We start from the raw sequence: 18,460 nt of genomic DNA, 5'->3' as shown, positions 1-18,460 counted from the left end.
AGGCATGCCGCGCCCACGCAGTCCGACCTGTCGCCACTCGGGTTCACACCCCGCCCGCCCGGAACACCCTGTCCGCACGATGGACGACCGCGACGGGCAGGTCTCCTGGCTTGCGGGTCGACACCGGCCGGGCCGCCTTCTCAGGACCGTGAAGATCCCAATGGCATTTGGCCCGGTGGCTCGCCGCTCACAGTTGCAGGGGCAGCCGGGGTTTCGAACCCCGTTCCCTTTTCATCCCCACCGGGGAACCTGTCGCAACCGGCGCGATACTGCCGACCTCGCGATGCGTCAATTCGCGACGCGCGCGGTCGGCACGATGGTGAGCGTGTCCCCGTCGCGCGCGACGGTGGCGGCAATGCCGTACACCGCGCGCAGCCGCGCCGGGGTCAGCACCGCGAGCGGCGTGTCGTCGGCGACAAGGCCGCCATCGTCGATCAGCAGCAACCGATCGCAATAGCGCGCCGCCATCGTCAGATCGTGCAGCACGGTGACGACGAGCGCGCCGCCCCGCGCTTCGGCGCGCAGCAGTTCCATGACGTCGATCTGGTGGCCGGGATCGAGCGCGGCGAGCGGCTCGTCCACCAGCAGCGCGGGCGCGCCGACCGCGAGCGCCCGCGCGAGCAACACGCGCGCCCGCTCACCACCGGAGAGTTCGGTGGCGATGCGGTCGCGCAGACCGGCGACATCGGCGCGCGCCATCGCGGTCTCGACCGCCTGCATATCCGCGCCGCTCAGCCGCTGCATGGGCGCGAGATGCGGCAATCGGCCCAACGCGACGAGACGCTCGACCGTCAGCGGCCAGTGCAATGTCTGCCCCTGCGGCAGGTAGGCGAGTTTCTGCGCCACCCGGCCCCGCGCCATCGTGGCGAGGGGTTCTCCGTCGATGCCGATACTGCCGGTGAAAGGCACCAGCCCGAGCATCGCGCGCAGCAGCGTGGACTTTCCCGCCCCGTTCGGGCCAATGATACCGATCAGCCGCCCCGGCTCCAGCACCGCACCGACCCCGCGCACCGCCGGCTTGCCGCCGAGCATGACGCCCACGTCTTCGAGTGTGATCGTCACCATATCCGCCGCTCGCGCAGCAGATAGGCTAGGAACAGCGGCACGCCGAGGAACGCCGTCACCACGCCGAGCTTCAGCTCGCTGGTGGAGGGGATCAGCCGCACGCCGATATCGGCGAGCGTCAGCAGCACCGCGCCGGCGAGCGCGGAGGGGACGAGGATCGCCGACGGGCTGCGGTCGGTGAGCGGGCGGACCAGATGCGGCACGATCAGCCCGACGAAACCGATCGCCCCCGACACCGCCACCGCGCCGCCCACCCCGATCGCGACACCGAGCAGCAACCGCAACCGGACGCCCCGCAACTCGACGCCGAGCGCCCGCGCCCCGTCCTCGCCGAGCGTCAAGGCATCGAGCGCGCGGCCGTCGTACAGCAGCAGCGCCGTGCCGACCGCAATGCACGGCAGCGCGATCCAGACGTGGGCGAACGCGCGGTTCTCGATCGAGCCGAGCAGCCACGTCATGATCTCCATCGCCGCGAACGGATTGGGCGACAGGTTGAGCGCAAGGCTGATCGCCGCCCCCGCCAGCGTCGAGACGGCAATGCCGGCGAGGATGAGCGTGAGCGGGCTTTCCGATCGCCCCGCCAGCGCGAACAGCAACCCCAAAGCGACGAGCGCACCAAGGATGGCGAGCGCGGGCAGCACCACCGGATGCAACTCTCCCAGCCCAAAATAGATCGCACACACCGCGCCGAGCGCGGCAGCGTTGGACGCGCCCAGCACCGACGGTTCGGCAAGCGGATTGCGCAGGTAACCCTGCAACGCCGCCCCCGCGAGCCCGAGCATCGCCCCCACCGCCAGCCCGAGGATGGTGCGGGGCAAGCGCAGTTCGAGCACGATCGACGCGGCGACCGCATCGCCATGCCCGGCGAGCGCCGCGACCACCCGCGCCGGCGCAAGCGACACCGCGCCCAGCGCCAGCGACGCGAGCGCTGAGAGCAGGATGAGCGCCGCCAGCCCGGCGATCAGCACGGTGCGCGGCAGCGTCATGCCCTGCCCACGCCCGCGCGCTTGTGTCCCCGCGCCGCTCGGCTATGGACCCGGCCATGTCGCGCCGTCGCTTCCTTCCGCTCTTGCTGGCGCTCGCCCTCGGTACGACCGCCGCCGCGCCGGTCGACGTGCCGCAGCGCATCGTGTCGCTCAACCTGTGTGCGGACCAGCTCGTGGTCGATCTCGCCGATCGGTCGCAGATCGCCGGGCTGACGCGCTTCGCCACCGATCGCGAGATGTCGGCAATCGCGCCGCGCACGCCCGGCCTCCACATCCTCGGCCAGTCCGCCGAGGAGATCCTCGCGATCGACCCGGATCTGATCGTCGGCACCCCGCCGCGTACCGGCGGCATGCTCGCCGCACTCGCGCCGCATCACTACCGTGTGATCGATCTCGCGCCGGCCGATCGCTATGCCGACATCGTGGCGCAAATCCGCCAGGTCGCCGCCGCGGTCGGCCACCCGGAGCGCGGCGCGGCGCTGATCGCGCGGATGGATCGTGCGCTGGCCGCCTTGCCGCGCGTGCCCGGCCACCGCGTCGCCGCCTATTACCAGCGGCGCGGCTATCTGACCGGCACCGGCACGCTGGTGGATGAGCTGATGACGCGCGTCGGCCTCGTCAACCTCGCCGCCAAGCTCGGAAAGCCGGCGCTGTCGCAAGTCTCGCTCGAGGAGATGATCGCCGCCCGCCCCGACTATCTGATCGTCGAGAGCGCGACCGACCGCGTGGTCGATCAGGGCACCGAGATGCTCCACCACCCCGCGCTCGACCGCATCCCGCGCCTGCGCCTGCCCGAGGCGTGGACGGTGTGCGGCAGCCCGACCTATGTGCAGGCGGCGCAAAGCCTCGCGCGTCAGGCCAGGGCGATCGGGACACGGTAACGCCGATCCCGGCAGACGCGCGTGCGCTGCCACTAGAACTCCACCCCTGCCTGCGCCTTCACGCCCTGTTCGCGGTACGGATGCTTCACGAGCGTCATCTCCGTCACCAGATCGGCCGCTTCGATCAGCGCCGCCGGGGCGTTGCGCCCGGTGACGACGACATGCGTCATCGCCGGCTTGTCCGCCAGCGCCGCCAGCACCTCGTCGAGCGGCAGATAGTCGTAGCGCAGCACGATGTTGAGTTCATCGGCGATCACCATGCCATAGGACGGATCGGCGATCATCCGCTTGACCTCATCCCACGCCCCGCGCGCGACCGCGATATCGCGCGCGCGGTCCTGCGTATCCCAGGTGAAGCCCTCGCCCATCGGCCTGAACGCCACCAGATCACCGAGCCGGTCGAACACCGCCTTCTCGCCCGTCGTCATCGCACCCTTGACGAACTGGACGACGCCGACCGTCATGCCGTGGCCGATCGCGCGCACCGCCATTCCGAGCGCGGCGGTGGTCTTGCCCTTGCCTGCGCCGGTGTGGACGATCACCAGCCCCTTTTCGATCGTCTTGCTGGCGACGGTGCGTTCCTGCACGGCCTGACGCTTGCGCATCTTCTCGGCATGCTCGGCCTCGGTGCGGGTGCCGCTGACCATCAGATCCGCGCCTTGATGCCGCCGTAGCCCGCGCGGCCCGGAGTGCGGAAGCCGACGTTCTCGCGGTAGTCGGTGTCGAGCAGATTCTCGACCCGCCCGAACACAGAGATGCCGCGCGCCACCGCGACATCCGCGCCGAAGTTCACCAGCGTATAGGCCTTCAGCGTCTCGGTCGCGAAGGTCGCGAAATTGGTGTCGAGTGCGTCGCCGTTGTAGCGCACCGTCACGTTCGCGCCGAAGCGATCGTCCTTCGATCGCCACGCGAGGTTGGCGCTGCCGATATGCTTGGGCCGGCGGATCAGCGTCACGTCGGCTTCGTCGTGCGCGTCGAGAAAGGTGTAGCTGCCGTCGAAGCGGAAGCCGGCGGGCAGATCCGTGTTCAGCGCCACCTCCACGCCCTGATGCGGCGACGATCCGGTCGCGTTGACGACGGTATAGACCGGATCCAACGTGCTGACGATCTTGTGGCGCAGCACCGCGTTGAAATAGGTCACGTCGATGCGGGCGTGCCCGGCGAGGAAGCTCTGCTCCACGCCCGCCTGCCAGCCGGTCGACTCCTCGGGCTTGAGATTGGGATTGCCGACGAAGCCGCTGTCGGGCGCATAGCCGAACAGTTCGGAGAAGATCGGCGCCTTCACGCCCGTTCCGCCCGCCGCGTGGATGCGCGTGCCGGTTTCGAAGCGGTAGCTCGCCTGGAGGTGCCACGTCGTCGTATCGCGGAACCGTTCGTTGATGTCGTGCCGCACCGCCGCGCCGAGGCCGAGCCGGTCGTTGACGGTGAGCTGATACTGGCCGACCAGCCCCCAATTGTCGGTATCGTGGAACGGGTTGCTGCCGGTGATGAACGCCGAGGCGCCCTGATACGATTCGTGCTCGTAATCGACCGCGCCGGTGATGAGATGGCTGACCCGATCATTGCCAAGCTTGAGCGCCGACACGAACGACACCTTCTTGCGGCGGCCGGTGTCGCCGATCGTCTCCGCGCCGGTGTCGTCGTGATACTGGCGTTGTGAATCCTGCAACTGCGCGCTGAGATCGTTGCTCCAGCGGCCCTCCAGCGCGTCGTAATGCGCGCCGACCAAAGCATAGACCGCATCGTTCAGATAGCTGCCGCCACTGTCGATCGCGTTGCCCGTGGCGACATAATCCTGATCGTTGAGATCGGCGTCGATGTGCGTGTAGCGCACCACCCCCCGCAGCGCGAAGTCGCCCGATTGATAACCGAACTTACCGTTGACCGTGCCGATCTTCGAACCGATCCGCCGGTCGCCCGCCGGTGCGACGACATAGCCGCCGATCCCGGAGTACGACCCGCCGACCGCATAGTCGAAATCGCCGACCGTGCCCGCGCCGCGCACCGCGCCGTCGATCGTGTTGAACGATCCCGCCTCGATCCGCCCGGCGAACCCCGGCATCTCGCGCCCGGTCGGCGTGATGTAGTTGATGACGCCGCCGATCGCGTCCGATCCGTACAGCGCGCTCTGCTCGCCGCGCAGCACCTCGACGCGCGCGCCGGGGTCCGCGGTCAGCGAAGCGAAGTCGTATTCGCCGTAATAGGGATCGGCCGCCTCGATGCCGTCGATCAGGACGAGCGTATGGTTGCTCTCCGCGCCGCGGATGCGCACCTGCGTCATCCCGCCGACCGCGCCGGTGCGGTTGACCGAGACGCCCGGAACGTCGCGCAGCACGTCCGAGACGATCACGGTCTGGCGATCGGCGAGATCCTGCGCGGTCAGCACCGTCGCCGACGAGCCGAGCGTCGCGGTCGAGATGCCGCCCGGCGCGCGCGCGGCGGTGACGACGACGGTGTCGGTCACGGTGGCATCGTCCGTAGCGGCGCTCTGCGCCAGCGCCGGTGTGGCCGCGGTCAGCGCGATCAGTGAAATCATGGTCTTCAAATGTCTTCCCCCCGGCGTCTTGCGACACATCGGCAGGGGCAAGCCATCTTTCGCAGACGACCGATCGCGCACGTCGGGCGGACGCCAATCGGCCCCGGCCTGCACGACCCTTGCGGCCCCCACCGCTCAGTCTGTCGCTCAGACGGAGAACCGTGCCTTGGCCTGTTCCTGGACCACGGCAAGAGCGACGATACGCCGGCAGGTCTCCTGGCTCACGGGTCAGCGCCTGATGCACGCCTTCCCGAACCCCAAGGGCTTCAGTGGCCGCCCTTACGGGCCGGTGCATCACGCTCGCCGCTTACAGTTGCAGGGACAGCTGCGGATTTGGGCATGAGACCCGCACCGCATTCCCGTTTAAGCCCCTCGCGGGGCACCGACGCGATCGTGGACGAAGCGGTTGCCCGCTCAAGCGTCCGGCGCGGCCCTTACGCCACAACGCGGCAGCGGCCAACCGCTATTCGCGTGCTATCGCCTGAGCGGCGCATAGGTGATCGTCGCCTGCCCCACCGCGCGCACCGGCAGGAACAGACCCTTGCCCGTCACCGCCAGCCTGCCGTTCTCCACCCGCGTCACATCGGCGGAGAGCAGGAAGTCACCCTCACGCCGCTGGCCGATCGCTTTCCGCGCGGAGCGCAGCACCTTTGCGTAATCGGGCGCGAAGTCGTGGGCCAGCCCTTGCGCGATCGTGTCGCGGATCGACGTGTCCTTGAACAGCGAAACGAGCAGGTTGACCGTCTCGCTGTCCGTATCGGTGCTGATCGCGACGTCGCGCGCGCGGATCAGCTGCGAATTGGAGACATTATAGGGCACCGCCGTCAGCCACACCTCGCCCTTGGTGGCGAGCAGCGAACTGCTGCGTGCCTTCGCCTTCGCCTTTACCCCAATCGCGAGCCGCCCGCCGGTGGTGGCATAAACCGTCACCTTGCCAAACTCGACGTCGACAGGACCGATCCCGGCGAGCGAGATGCCCTTGTTGGCGCGCTTCACCAGCACACGCTGCACAACGGGTTCGAGCTGCGCATAATCCGCCAGCACCGGAATGAAGAAGTTGAGCCCCTGCTTGCCGACCGATGGTGCGGGCGGCGGCAGCGGCGTGGTCACGGGATCGGCGGGACGCGCGCCGACGAACGTCTCGGTCAGGGCGTCCGCCGCCAGCGTCAGCACGAGCGTTCGCCCGGTGATCGCATAGCCGCCGAAGCCGAGCCGCTTCGGGGTGATCCGCATCCATGCCGGCGGTTTGTCGCGGTTGAGCATGATCGAGGTGAAGCCCTGCGCCCAGGCGGAGGCGAGTTTGGCGCGTAGATCGAGCTTGTTCAGTTCGCGCGGCAGGCTGCGTTCCAGCCCCGCCAGCACCGGCTTCAATCGCGCGTCGGCCTTGCTGGCGAACTCGATGCGGCGACCGAGGAAGTCGATGCCGGGCGGGGTCGTCCAGTCATAAGCGATCCGCACCTTCGCGGTCGGCGACCAGTCACCCGCGATCGACAGTTGCGCGACGGCATGCACCACCGCATCGCCCGTCGCGGTCTTGGAGACCACGCCGCCGACCTTCTGCGCGGCGATGGCGGCGTGGACGGGGATGTCGATCGTCAGCCGGTTGCCGTGACCGCCGAGCTTCAGCCGCCCGCGTGTCACCTCGCCCGTCACCCGACAACCGAGGTTGGGCAGCACGCGGACATGCGCGATGCCGATGTTGACGCGCTTGGCCGGGACACAGGCGTCGAGCTGCTTGTCGATTCCCCACAGCCGCCTCGGCACCTGCGCCTCAAGCGCGCGGGCGAGATCATCGAGCGATCCCGAGATCGGCACCACGATCGAGGAGGTTTCGATCGGGAAATCGGGCGCGTCTGCGATTCGCGGCGGGGCGGGCGAATGGACCTTGTGACTGCACCCGCCGACCAGCAGCGCGGCCGCGACGACCGGGCCGACGATCTCATTAGGCGGCCGTCGGCGGCGACCGGGCTGTGCGTAGACGGCGATCTTCATCATATGACAACGCGGGCGGGCCGATGTGGAGCCATGACGAGCCGAATTCCTTCGCGAGCTGTCTTCACGATGTGATAATGCGATTGACTCGCAAAAGACCTGTTCGTAGTTGTTCGTCATGAACCGGCATTTCAGCCCCGCATTCGCAGGCAACGCCATCATCCCGCGCCGCAGCGCCGCCCCCGCTGTCGAGCGCCGCAGCGCCGCCGCCGACCTGCGCCCGCGCGCAAGGCTGGTTGCGCCGATGGTGCGGGACCGGCGATGCGCACGGTATCGCGTCAACGTCGCCGCGCGCACGTTTGCGGGGACCGTCGGCGCTTATGCGGTGGTCGCGACGCTCGGCGCTTTCCTCGCCCGCGCACTGCCGATGGCACGGCCGGAGGCGGTGATGACTGCGGTGCTGGTCGCGCTGCTGCTGTTCCCCCTCGTGACGATCTGGGCCTTCCTCACGCGCAGCCCCGGCCGGGCGTGCTGCGGCGTGATCGCGCTTGCGACGGCGTTCGGCACGCTCGCGCTGATGCTGCCACTCCCCCCGGCATGAACCGCCTCCACGACGGAGCGCGCCAGACGATGGCGTGGCTCCACGGCTGGACCGGGCTGCTGCTCGGCCATGTCCTGTACCTGATGGCATTCGCGGGCACGCTCAGCATGTTCAGGCCCGAGATCAGCCGCTGGATGCGCCCGGAAACGCGTGCCGCAGCCGATCCGGTGCAGGCGATCACGGCGGCGACGCGGTGGTTGGCGCGGGACGCCGCCGACGCGCCCACCTGGTATCTCACCGCGCCCGACGCGCGCGCCGGCACCACAGACGCCTATTTCACGCACGGCGGCAAGCTGCTGTTCCGCGCGCTCGATCCGCTGAGCGGTGCGCCGGTGGCGCGCGAAACGATGGGCGGCGAGTTCTTCTACCGGCTGCATTTCGAGCTGGAGTTGCCCTATCCGTGGGGGCGGCTACTCGCCGCGTTGGCCGCCGCGACCATGCTGATCGCGTTGATCTCGGGCGTGGTCGCGCACCGCCGTTTCTTCCGCGATTTCTTCACGTTCCGCGCGGGCAAGGGCCAGCGCTCGTGGCTTGACGCACACAATGCGCTCGGCGTGCTGTCGCTGCCGTTCCACATCATGATTACAGCGACCGGGCTGCTGACCTTGATGTCGCTCAGCATGCCCTGGCCGGGTATCGCCGGATACGGCGCGGACACGGCGGCGATGTACCGCGAGCTTGCGCCCGGCGGTGTCGATCGACCGGCGGCGAAGCACCCGGCCCCGCTCGGCACCATCGCCGCGATGATGCGCGATGCACAACGCCGCTGCGGCGGCGCGGTAGGGCGTGTGACGATCGTCAACCCCGGCGATGCGGCGGCGGTGGCGAGCTTCACCTGCGCCGACAGCGCGCAGATCGCCACCAATCGCGGCGTGGCGAGCTATGATGCGGTGAACGGCCGCCTGCTGGGCGGCTGGATCGAACATCGCCCGGCGATCACCGCCTATAGCTGGCTGTACGGGCTGCACATCGCCCGCTTCGCGCCGCTCCCCTTGCGGTGGCTGTATTTCCTCGGCGGGGCGATGCTGACGATGGCAATCGCGACCGGGCTGATCCTGTGGACGGTCAAGCGCTGCGAACGCGTCGCCGATCGCGCCAATCGCCTGCTCGCGCGCGTCAATGCCGGCGTGATCCTCGGTGTGCCGGCGGGGGCGATCGCCTTCCTCTGGGCCAATCGCCTGCTGCCGCTTGGCGCGGAGAGTCGCGCGGGCGCGGAGGTCACGGTCGCGCTGCTGACGGCTGGCTTCGCCGCGGTGATCGTCGCGGCGCTGCCACGACGGCTGCGCTGGCCGCTGCCCTTCGCCGGGCTTGCGCTGGGGCTATTCGTCGCGCCGTGGCTGGGCGGCTGGATCGCCGCGCCCGACGCGGTGCTGGTCGGGGGCAATCTCGCGCTCTGCGGCTTCGGGCTGTTGTGCGGGTGGCTCGCGTGGCGGAGCGCGCGGTGCTGATCGCCTCGGTCGCGTTGCTGTACCTCGCGCTGTTCGCGCTCGCGGTCGCGCAGCCGCAGCACGGCGACGCGCTTACCGGCCGACGGCTTGCGGTCGCGCGGCGTCAGCAGGCGCGCTTCTTCGGCTGGCTTTTACTCGCCGCATCGCTGGCGTTCGCGCTCGCGGCCCGGCTGCCGGTGGTCGGCGCGATGGTGTGGATCGGCGCGGCGCCGGCGGTCGGGCTGCCGCTCGTTCTGGCGCGGACCTATCGCCCTGCGCTGGCGCGCGTCGGCGTCGTGCTGGCGCTGGCGGCGGCCGGCGGAGGATTGCTCGCGGCAATGGTCTAGCACGGAGGTGTTCTCCCGGGCGAAAAGGCGTATGCACGCGCTCCACCCGAAAGGCCGTCCGTGCTCGACAAGAATGCAGCCCCGTTAAGCGTCGTCGATCTCTTCACGATCGGCATCGGCCCGTCGAGTTCGCACACCGTCGGCCCGATGCGCGCGGCGCACGCCTTCGCACGCATGCTGGTCGAGGAACGGGCGAACCCGGTACGGGTGACGTGCGACCTTTACGGCTCGCTCGCGCTGACCGGACGCGGGCACGGCACCGACGGCGCGGTGCTGCTCGGCCTTGCCGGCTACACGCCCGAAGGGGTGGACCCCGATCGTGTCGCTGCGATCCTCGCCGAGATCCGCGCGAACGCCAGTCTGCCGCTCGGCGGGGCGGAGCCGATCGCGTTCGACGAGCCCGCCGACCTGATCTTCCACGCGAGCTTCCTGCCCGGCCACCCCAACGGCATGGCCTTCACCGCCACCCTGCCCGACGGCAGCGCGATCGTTCGGCGCTATTATTCGATCGGCGGCGGCGCGATCCGGATGGAGGGCGAGGTGCCCCCGCGCGTCAACGCCCTGCCGCCGCACCCCTTCTCCTCCGCCGACGAACTGCTCGCGATCGGCGAGGCTACCGGCATGAGCATCGCCGATATCGTGCGCATCAACGAGGCGGCATGGCGCGACGCGAGCGAGACCGACGCCTTCCTAGCCTCGGTGCGCGCGGCGATGTTCGCCTCGATCGAACGCGGCTGTCGCGGCGAAGGCGTGCTGCCCGGTGGCCTCAAGGTCTCGCGCCGTGCGCGGGCGATGCGCGAAAAGCTGATCGAGCGTGGGCCCCGCGCCGACCCGAGCCTCGTGTTCGAATGGGTCAGCCTGTGGGCGCTCGCGGTGAACGAGGAGAATGCGGCGGGCGGCCGCGTCGTCACCGCGCCGACCAATGGCGCTGCCGGGGTGATCCCGGCGGTGCTCAAATATTACGAGACGTTCGTCCACGGCTCGACGGCCGAAGGCTCGCGGCGATTGCTCTACACCGCATCGGCGATCGGTTTCCTGTACAAGCAGCGCGCGTCGATCTCGGCGGCGGAGATGGGCTGTCAGGGCGAGGTCGGCGTGGCGTGTTCGATGGCGGCGGGCGGCCTCGCGGCGGCGCTGGGCGCGAGCAACGCGCAGATCGAGAACGCCGCCGAGATCGGTATGGAGCACAACCTCGGCCTCACCTGCGATCCGATCGGCGGGCTGGTGCAGATCCCCTGTATCGAGCGCAACACGATGGGCGCGATCAAGGCCGTCAACGCCGCCTATCTCGCGCTGCACGGCGACGGGCGGCACATCGTCAGCCTCGATCAGGTGATCGAGACGATGCGTCAGACCGGCGAGGACATGAAGTCGAAGTATAAGGAGACGAGCCTTGGGGGGCTGGCGGTGAACGTGGTGGAGTGTTGAGCGGCGAGGCGTTTCGGCCTCCGCACGTTAGCCGTGCTCCCGCGAAGGCGGAAGCCCAGTGCCACGAGCGCCGCGCCTGCGGCTCTGGGCTCCCGCCTGCGCGGGAGCACGAGGAGGGCGCGGTACGGCACGGAGTAGCACACCGTTCGTCCCGAGTAGCTGCCGAGTAGCCCGCAGGGCGTAACGAGGCGGCGTATGGATGGACAAGGCCCCACGCGACACATGCCTCGATACGCGCTCTCGCTACGGCTTCGCCTAGTCGATCGCTACTCGGCACGAACGGCGGGGATAATCAACACCCCATCACTTCACCGCCCCATCCCCGTTCGCCCTGAGCGAAGTCGAAGGTCGTGGGATGGCCGGTCGTCGACTACTTTGCCGCCGCCAGAATATCCGCCTCGACGATGCTCAGCTTCCACCCCGGCGTTACCGTGTCCGCGCCCGTTCCCGCCGCAGCCTTGGTGTCCTTCACCTCGACGATATTGCCGAACGCGTCGCGGTCGCTGGTCGCACCCGTCAGCGTGATGCGCAGCTTGCTGCCCGTCGCAGGTGTCAGCGGAAGGTCGACATAGCCGAGCGACTTGGGCGTCGGCCCCTCCCACACCGTCTTGCCGTCGAGCGTCACGCGGATCGGGTAGCTGCGCAACCGCCAGCCGGTGAGCCGCAGCGACAGCCGCGCAGGGCTCTCGGCCTTTGCGAAACGATATTCGATCCAAGCATTGCCGGGCGTGCCGTCGCTCGTCCATGTCGACGCCTCGTTATCGTCGTGGCTATTCGCGGCATCGGGTTGCGCGGAGCCGGCGGTGATGCCCGCGACCGCGATCGTGCGCCAGCGCGGCACCACCGACGAGCCCGCCGGGGTCGGCCCGCGCGACAAATCGGAGCGTTGCGCGTCTTCGGCAAAGTCGGTCGAGAGACCGTCCGTTACGGACGCGGTAATCGTCCGCGTGTCGAGCGTGGCGGATTTGAGTCCCGGCGCGGTCGCAACGAGGTGGACCGCCCCCGCCGTCGTGCCCGAACGGATCAGCACGCGGTTGACGCCGAGTTCGACCGGTAGCCGCTTTGACAGGATGTAATTGTCCTCATCCCGCGCGACGCCCTTAAAGCTGGTCGTACCAGGCGTGTTGGCCGACATTGTGGCCACGGTCGCGCGCGGCTTGCCCGAGGAATCGCCCTGCGCGATGCCGCCGCGCCATTCGGCCGCGCCGGTCAGCGCGAAATCGACCTTGTTGAACGCGGTCGGCACGCGCTGGCCCTTCGCATCGACCACCTCGACGTCGACCAGCATCAGGTCCGCTCCGTCGGCAACGAAGCCGCGCGGGCCGGTGTGCGGGGTCAGCCGGATCGCGGCCGGCGCGCCGGCGGTGGTGAGCACCTGCTCGGCCGTCTTGCCGTCCGCGAAATGCGCGACCGCCCGCAATTCGCCCGGCTGGAACGCCACATCCTTGAAGGTGAACAGGAAATTGCTCTCGCGCACGCCCTGTCCGAGCGACTTGCCGTTGCGGAACAGCTCGACCGAAGTGCCGTTCGACACGACGTAGATCGGCTTCACCGTGCCGGCCGGATAGGTCCAATGGCCGATGACGTGGACGTGATGCCCGCCGCTCTCGACCCAGCCGTCCCACATCGCCTGATGCACAAACCATGGGTCTTTCGGCAGCCGCACGGCATCGAGCACGCCCGAGGCACGGTAATTGTTGTCGCCACGGAAGTGCGAGTTGGCATCGGTGAAGCCGATCTTCACTCCGCCCGCGCTCACCCGCTCGCCGCCGCCGGGGCGCTGCTGGTAGTAATCGTTCCAGCGGCGCACGTCCTCGACCGCCATACTCTCGACATTGCGGTTGTAGTCGGGCGAGTCCTTGTGGAACGGCGGGGTGAACTCGTCCTGATTGGCGCGCGCCGCTTCATCGCGCGAATATTCCATCGCCCACAGTGGCTTGCCCGCGCTCTTGTTGATGTAGAGCATCTCGCCGCCGTATTGCGCCGTGCTGCTCCCCAGCATCTCGCGCGAGCCGATCGCGCGGCCGCCGTTCGGATCGAACTGCGTCTTCACCGCGAGCATCTCCGCCATATGCGCCTCGCTGATGCCGTGGTTGCCGCTCTCGTAGAACAGGATCGACGGATCGTTGCGGTTGTAGATGATCGCGTCGCGCATCACCTTCACGCGCTGGCCCCAGCGGGTCGCGTCGCTCGGATCGCCTTCGCTGTCGCCGGCCGGCATCGCCTCGATCAGCCCGAGCCGGTCGGCGGACTCGATCTCGCGCTTGCCCGGCGTGACGTGCATCCAGCGCACGAGGTTTCCGTTGCTGCCGGTGACGAGCCGGTTGGAGAAGTCGTTCACCCAAGGCGGCACCGACAGGCCGACGCCCGGCCACTCGTCGGTCGAGCGTTGCGCATAGCCTTTGAGTTGCAGCACGCGCCCGTTGAGCGTGAGCACGCCGTGATCGAAGCTGGTCTGGCGAAAGCCGGTGCGCGTATCGACCGCGTCGATCACCCGGCCGCTCGCATCCTTGAGCGTGCCGGTGACGGTGTAGAGATAGCCGTAGCCCCAGCTCCAGAAATGCAGCCCGGTCAGGCGCTTGGCGGCCTTGAGCGTCGCGCTTGCGCCCGGCGCGATGGTCTGGCGGCCGCCCGCGAACGTCGCCACGGTCTTGCCATCGAGATCGCGCACCGTGACGTCGTAGCCGACCGTCATGGCGGAGGCGCCGTCGTTGCGTACCTCGCTTTCGGCGTGAACCGTTGCCGCCGCGCCGGGCATGTCGAACGCGTCCGCCCAGATGTACGGCCCCTCGGTGCCGAGGCTGCTGTAAAGCGGCAAGGTCTGATAGACCGGGCCGGTCAGGTGCAGCCGCACCGGCTTGTTGATGCCGCCGAAGTTCGAATAGAAGTTCTTGTCTTCCCACTGGAACTTGGTGCCGGTGGCACGTTCCTTGTAATCCCAGTGATTGTCAACGCGCACCGCCACGATGTTGTCGCCGGGCTTGAGCGCGCGCGTGATGTCGAAGCCGAACGCCATGACGCCGTTCTCGCTCGATCCGACCTTCTGGCCATTCACCCACACGTCGGCCGCCTGGCGAACGCCCTCAAACTCGAGGAACGCGCGACCTTGCGGCGCGTCCTTGGGCAGCCGGAAATGCTTACGATACCAGACGATCGCTTCGGGCTGATCGTGGATGTCGATCTTGAACGCCAGCGTCTCGTCAAAGGCGTGCGGCAGCGTCACCGCATCCCATCCGGCCTCGCTGGCGGCCGTGTCGGAGAAGGCGCCGTCGCCGACATGCACCAGCCACCCGCGATCGAAATCGTAGCTTTGGCGTGGAGACGGCGTCACCGCCGAGGCGCGCTGCGCCTCGGCGGTGACGGGATAGAGCATGGTCGCGGCAAGGAGCAGGGTCGCGAGTGTCGTCTTCATTGCTGCTCCTTGATCGCTGTAACAGATCAGAACTTCGCTTGAATACCCGTGAAGAAACGACGGCCCGGATAGTAAAGATCGACCGGTCCGAGGTTCTTAATGTAGGTCTGCGAATATTCTTTGTTGATGTTCTGCATCTCGACGAACACGCTGAAATAATATTTCGGCACGCGGATGGTGATCTTGCCGTCGAGATACCCTTCCGCCTTGCGGTAGATCGGGTTGTTGCCGTTGGCCGAGTCAGCCGAGGTCTGCATCCAGTCGGACCGGTAGTTATAACTCAGGCGCGCGTTCAGGAAGCCTTTGTCGTAGAACACGCTCGCATTCCAGGTGTATTTGGACAGGCCCGGGTAGTCATTTAGCGGTTGGTTCGTCGCCAGGTTGGTCAGGTTCGTCCGCAGCGCGCGCGCATAGGTGAAGTTGCCACTTGCGCCCAGACCATCGAACGGACGCGGCAGGAAGGTGAACGCTGTCTGCGCGCTCGCCTCGAAACCGTCGAGCAACGCGCCGAAGCCGTTGATCGGCTGCTTCACCGTATAGAGGATACCATCGTTGAACAGATCGACGTCGTTGCGCGTCACGCCGCCGATGATGAAGCTCGATTCGTACTTCTTGTAATAGCCGAGGCTCACCAGCGTATCGCGATTGGGATACCAGGCGAGGTTGCCCTCCCACTGAACCGCGCGGTACGGCTTGAGGTTCGGGTTGCCGGCCGTGCAGGCATCCTGCCCGAGTACGCCGGTGGTTTGATCATCGAGGCAGTTGATGTTCGGGACCAGATCGAGCGGCTTGGGTCGGGCAAGGTTCTTCGCCCAGTTGCCGCGCAGCACCAGATCCGGCGTGATCTCGAGCGCGAGGTTGAAGGCAGGCAGAACGTCCGTGTAGTTGTTCCTGATGCTGATCTGCTGCGCTGCGGTAACGGTCGTGACTGCCGTACCGGCCGCGTTCAGCGCGGTAACACGGGCGATGTTGGTGCCCGTACCCGAATCGCGCGTGTTGATGATGCGCACGCCGCCGTTCCCGGTGAGGTGCATGCCGAACACGCGCGTATCGAGATTGCCCTTGAGGTAGCCGGCGATGACGGTCTCGTCGATCTGCGCACTCGGAATCTGCGGAAGGCCATCGGCCGACCGCTCCTGACTCTGATTGAACTTCGACAGATCGTAATACTGACTCAGCACGCTGGTATCAAAGATCGGTACTGCGAATTGGCTCGGGATGTTGCCCGGCGCATTCTGAAGACCGGAGAACAGCCCTGCGCCACCCGGGACCAGACCGTTGGCAGCCTGGAGAATGCCGATGTATTCGGCCGGTGTGAGCTGATACGTGGTGGTATTGTTGCCGTTGCCGATCCCGGTCACGGTCGAGCGTGCCGTCACCGTCTTCACGATGTTGGTCGTGTAGCTGTAATAGGACGCGGTCTGATACTGGCCGGTCGCGGCATTCAGCAGTTGCGAGCCGCCGCCGAGATACTGATAGTAGCTCTGCCAGCGCGCCTGCGAGCCGAACTGGATGCTCTTGAGCAGCGGCAGATCGGTATCGTAGGTCGCGTCGATCTTGCCCTGATTTTCGGTGTTGCCGTAATCGTTAGGACGCCACTGGATCGTCGGCCCGGCCTGATATGGGTCGGTCGCGGCATTGGCGGTGTAGATCGTGTAATCGGCCGGATTGACCGTGCTCGGGAAGATGAAGGCAGGAATGCCGAGCGAGTTGCGCCGGTCGACCGTCACGCCCGGAACCGAAGTGCTGATCGAGATCAGCGCATTGTTGCCGATATCGCGCGCCAGCGAGTGCGAGCCGAGGCCCTTGACGTGCAACCGGCCCACATCCCAGGTGAAGCCGCCCTGATAGTAATAGGAATATTGCTCGTCGGTGTAATCGCGGCGTTGTATGCCGAGGATGTTGGCATCGCCGCTAGTCACGGTGCTGCTCACCACGCTTGGGTTGAGCGCGGTGGTGTAGCTGGTGACGACGTGATTGGCGTCGACCGTAGCGCTGCCGGCTTTGATTTGTGGCTGCGAGGTGCCGCCGTTCAGCCCGACCGGCAGCGTGGGATCGAGCTGATATCGCTGATAACGGCCCATATCGAGCGAGTAGTTCGCGTCCTGAAGGGTCTGGTCGCGGTGGTTGATCGTCGCCTCGACATAGGCGCGGAAGTTGGGCGCGACCTGATATTGCAGTTGCGCGTCACCCGAGATCCGCTTGTCGTGACGGACCCAGTTGCGATAGCGCGGCACGGTCGGCGCCCAATCGAAGAACTGCGTCTCACACGCCTTGCGCCGCGTGGTTGCGTTGGCCGCGTTGGCGCCGCCGACGTTCGCGCAGCTCGCATAGGTTGTGTAAGCCGCGTAGTTCGGATCGGCGACGGTCTTCTGGTCCGAATGATCGAAATCGGCGAGACGCGACCAGTTGGTGTTACTGATGTAATCCTGCCGGGTCGTCACGTTGTCGTAGGTCACGTTGAACAGCGCGCCGAGACCATCGAGGAACAGCTTGGGCGTGCCGGCCAGCACGGTGATACGCGGCTTCCAGTCCTGCGTGGTGTCGAGCTGCTGCTCGGAGAAGACGACGGTGCCGAGCGCCTTCTTGAGCTCGAGCGGGCGGCGCGTCTCGATGCTGACCGTGCCGCCGAGGCCGCCTTCGGTCAGATCGACCGAATAGCCCTTGTACACGTCGATCGACTTGACGAGTTCGGTGGCGAGTTCGCGGAAATCGCCCGAGCGCGTGCCCTGCGTGGATGCCTGGCTGACGCCGTTGATCTCGACACGGTTGAGGTCCGGCTCCACGCCGCGGATCGACACAGCCACACCCTCGCCAAAATCGCGGCTGAGCTGCACGCCTGTGATGCGCGCGAGCGAGTCGCCGACGTTCTTGTCGGGGAAGCTGGCGATATCATCGGCGACGATTGAGTCGACGATGGTGCCGGCGTTGCGCTTGCGGGCGATGCTCGATTGCAGCGATGCGCGCGTACCGACGACGATCACGTCCTGCGCGGCGGCGTCCGCCTTGCTTGGGACGTCGTTTGTACCAGCGGTGTCATTTTGCGGCTGAGCTGGCGCATCGGGCGTGGGATTAGCGCTCGCGCTGCTCGTGCTCTGCGCGAGAACCGGCGACGCGGACAGCAGGAGCCCGGTCGCGAGCGCGAGCGAAGACACCGCAACCATGGCGGACGGGTGACGACGTACCTTCAACATTCCCCTCTCCCTGTTCGACCCCTTTTTGCGGTCGGGTCCGACGTCGATCGCCTGTGCCGGGAGGATGCACCCCCTGCCAGCCGACGGATCGCGTCGTCACGCATCACATCGCATAAGCCCTGCTGGTTTGACAATATGCGCATCTTAAAAACATTATGTGGGACGATAAACGTAATCTTGTTCGCAACAGTTGAAGTAGCGCTGGCACGTCGCTGAACTGCGCTCCGCAAGCTCTCGCGGGCAAGACACGGTTATCGTTTTGAAATAGCCCGAGCCGAGCCGAACGGGCCGCGACGCGTCGCCGGCGGCGGCCGCGAATCGTTTCGGAACCGTTGGTGCCGGACGGCGGTTGTGTGTCCGTGCGAGAGAGCCGGGGCGATAATCGTCTCCGGAAAATCGCTGGAGACAATCCATGAGCGAACTGACCGACAAGCTGGACGCCGCCGGCAACAAGATCGCGGGCAAGGTCAAGGAAGTGATCGGCTCCGCCACCGGTAACGAAAGGCTCGAAGCCGAAGGCGATGCGCAGCAACTGAAGGGCTCGGCGCAGGACGTTAAGGGCAGCGTCAAGGGTGCGCTCGGCGACAAGCTGTAAGAGTGTCGTAGCGGCGGGGCCGGCGGTGATCGTCGGCCCGGCCGCAACACGAGAGA

General features: G+C 67.3%; 13 protein-coding genes and 2 riboswitches. Of the genes, 6 read left to right on the top strand and 7 right to left on the bottom strand.

Annotated elements, in window-relative coordinates:
- Nucleotides 1–78 precede the first annotated feature (78 nt).
- Nucleotides 79–268, bottom strand: a riboswitch (cobalamin riboswitch).
- 20 nt (nucleotides 269–288) lie between these two features.
- Both AC3ANX_RS09120 and AC3ANX_RS09115 read right to left on the bottom strand, forming a co-directional pair.
- Complete coding sequence (locus AC3ANX_RS09120) at nucleotides 289–1,065, bottom strand: ABC transporter ATP-binding protein (RefSeq protein ID WP_488336678.1); 777 nt, start codon at nucleotides 1,063–1,065, stop codon at nucleotides 289–291.
- Nucleotides 1,059–2,051, bottom strand: coding sequence for a FecCD family ABC transporter permease (locus tag AC3ANX_RS09115; protein ID WP_488336677.1), 993 nt, complete (start codon nucleotides 2,049–2,051; stop codon nucleotides 1,059–1,061). The genes AC3ANX_RS09120 and AC3ANX_RS09115 overlap by 7 nt, the downstream gene beginning before the upstream one ends.
- A 56-nt stretch (nucleotides 2,052–2,107) precedes the next feature.
- Here AC3ANX_RS09115 and AC3ANX_RS09110 point away from each other — a divergent pair, with 56 nt between their 5' ends.
- On the top strand, nucleotides 2,108–2,932 hold the full coding sequence (locus AC3ANX_RS09110; protein WP_488336676.1) for an ABC transporter substrate-binding protein: 825 nt from the start codon (nucleotides 2,108–2,110) through the stop codon (nucleotides 2,930–2,932).
- A gap of 32 nt (nucleotides 2,933–2,964) precedes the next feature.
- Here the strand turns inward: AC3ANX_RS09110 and cobO are convergent, their stop codons facing one another.
- The 3 genes from cobO to AC3ANX_RS09095 form a co-directional block, all read right to left on the bottom strand.
- Nucleotides 2,965–3,579 (bottom strand): cob(I)yrinic acid a,c-diamide adenosyltransferase, encoded by a 615-nt coding sequence (cobO, locus tag AC3ANX_RS09105; RefSeq protein WP_488336675.1) that lies wholly within the window; start codon nucleotides 3,577–3,579, stop codon nucleotides 2,965–2,967.
- Nucleotides 3,579–5,468, bottom strand: a complete 1,890-nt coding sequence (locus tag AC3ANX_RS09100; protein WP_488336917.1) for a TonB-dependent receptor plug domain-containing protein — start codon at nucleotides 5,466–5,468, stop codon at nucleotides 3,579–3,581. The genes cobO and AC3ANX_RS09100 overlap by 1 nt, the downstream gene beginning before the upstream one ends.
- Before the next feature lie 190 nt (nucleotides 5,469–5,658).
- Nucleotides 5,659–5,870, bottom strand: a riboswitch (cobalamin riboswitch).
- Between the two features lie 72 nt (nucleotides 5,871–5,942).
- Nucleotides 5,943–7,463, bottom strand: coding sequence for a DUF4403 family protein (locus AC3ANX_RS09095; RefSeq protein ID WP_488336674.1), 1,521 nt, complete (start codon nucleotides 7,461–7,463; stop codon nucleotides 5,943–5,945).
- A 115-nt stretch (nucleotides 7,464–7,578) separates the two neighbouring features.
- Here AC3ANX_RS09095 and AC3ANX_RS09090 point away from each other — a divergent pair, with 115 nt between their 5' ends.
- Genes AC3ANX_RS09090 through AC3ANX_RS09075 form a run of 4 tightly spaced genes read left to right on the top strand, consistent with a single transcriptional unit; the run spans nucleotide 7,579 to nucleotide 11,203 of the window.
- Nucleotides 7,579–8,001 (top strand): hypothetical protein, encoded by a 423-nt coding sequence (locus AC3ANX_RS09090; protein WP_488336673.1) that lies wholly within the window; start codon nucleotides 7,579–7,581, stop codon nucleotides 7,999–8,001.
- Nucleotides 7,998–9,449 carry a PepSY-associated TM helix domain-containing protein gene (locus tag AC3ANX_RS09085; protein ID WP_488336672.1) on the top strand — a complete coding sequence of 484 codons (1,452 nt, stop codon included), beginning with the start codon at nucleotides 7,998–8,000 and terminating at the stop codon, nucleotides 9,447–9,449. The genes AC3ANX_RS09090 and AC3ANX_RS09085 overlap by 4 nt, the downstream gene beginning before the upstream one ends.
- The gene (locus AC3ANX_RS09080; protein WP_488336671.1) at nucleotides 9,428–9,775 is read left to right on the top strand and encodes a DUF3325 family protein; all 348 of its coding nucleotides are present in this window, start codon (nucleotides 9,428–9,430) and stop codon (nucleotides 9,773–9,775) included. Before AC3ANX_RS09085 ends, AC3ANX_RS09080 begins: the two co-directional genes overlap by 22 nt.
- A 60-nt stretch (nucleotides 9,776–9,835) precedes the next feature.
- Entirely contained in the window at nucleotides 9,836–11,203 is a 1,368-nt protein-coding gene (locus AC3ANX_RS09075) for an L-serine ammonia-lyase (RefSeq protein ID WP_488336670.1), read from the top strand.
- Between the two features lie 370 nt (nucleotides 11,204–11,573).
- Here the strand turns inward: AC3ANX_RS09075 and AC3ANX_RS09070 are convergent, their stop codons facing one another.
- Entirely contained in the window at nucleotides 11,574–14,615 is a 3,042-nt protein-coding gene (locus tag AC3ANX_RS09070; RefSeq protein ID WP_488336669.1) for a glycoside hydrolase family 2 protein, read from the bottom strand.
- 26 nt (nucleotides 14,616–14,641) lie between these two features.
- Nucleotides 14,642–17,809 (bottom strand): TonB-dependent receptor, encoded by a 3,168-nt coding sequence (locus AC3ANX_RS09065; RefSeq protein WP_488336668.1) that lies wholly within the window; start codon nucleotides 17,807–17,809, stop codon nucleotides 14,642–14,644.
- Nucleotides 17,810–18,221: 412 nt separating this feature from the next.
- On the opposite strand from AC3ANX_RS09065, the gene AC3ANX_RS09060 reads away from it, so the two are divergent.
- A complete protein-coding gene (locus AC3ANX_RS09060) occupies nucleotides 18,222–18,404 on the top strand; it encodes a CsbD family protein (protein ID WP_488336667.1) in 183 nt (60 codons plus the stop codon).
- Nucleotides 18,405–18,460: the final 56 nt, after the last annotated feature.

The organism is Sphingomonas sp. BRN-1R (genome assembly GCF_057748035.1).
This window is presented reverse-complemented; position numbering and strand designations above follow the sequence as displayed.

Bases quoted from the DNA above. Each gene is read 5' to 3' on its own strand.
- AC3ANX_RS09120 (WP_488336678.1), bottom strand. From the start codon at position 1,065: ATGGTGACGATCACACTCGAAGACGTGGGCGTCATGCTCGGCGGCAAG.
- AC3ANX_RS09115 (WP_488336677.1), bottom strand. From the start codon at position 2,051: ATGACGCTGCCGCGCACCGTGCTGATCGCCGGGCTGGCGGCGCTCATC.
- AC3ANX_RS09110 (WP_488336676.1), top strand. From the start codon at position 2,108: ATGTCGCGCCGTCGCTTCCTTCCGCTCTTGCTGGCGCTCGCCCTCGGT.
- cobO (WP_488336675.1), bottom strand. From the start codon at position 3,579: ATGGTCAGCGGCACCCGCACCGAGGCCGAGCATGCCGAGAAGATGCGC.
- AC3ANX_RS09100 (WP_488336917.1), bottom strand. From the start codon at position 5,468: ATGATTTCACTGATCGCGCTGACCGCGGCCACACCGGCGCTGGCGCAG.
- AC3ANX_RS09095 (WP_488336674.1), bottom strand. From the start codon at position 7,463: ATGATGAAGATCGCCGTCTACGCACAGCCCGGTCGCCGCCGACGGCCG.
- AC3ANX_RS09090 (WP_488336673.1), top strand. From the start codon at position 7,579: ATGAACCGGCATTTCAGCCCCGCATTCGCAGGCAACGCCATCATCCCG.
- AC3ANX_RS09085 (WP_488336672.1), top strand. From the start codon at position 7,998: ATGAACCGCCTCCACGACGGAGCGCGCCAGACGATGGCGTGGCTCCAC.
- AC3ANX_RS09070 (WP_488336669.1), bottom strand. From the start codon at position 14,615: ATGAAGACGACACTCGCGACCCTGCTCCTTGCCGCGACCATGCTCTAT.
- AC3ANX_RS09065 (WP_488336668.1), bottom strand. From the start codon at position 17,809: ATGTTGAAGGTACGTCGTCACCCGTCCGCCATGGTTGCGGTGTCTTCG.
- AC3ANX_RS09060 (WP_488336667.1), top strand. From the start codon at position 18,222: ATGAGCGAACTGACCGACAAGCTGGACGCCGCCGGCAACAAGATCGCG.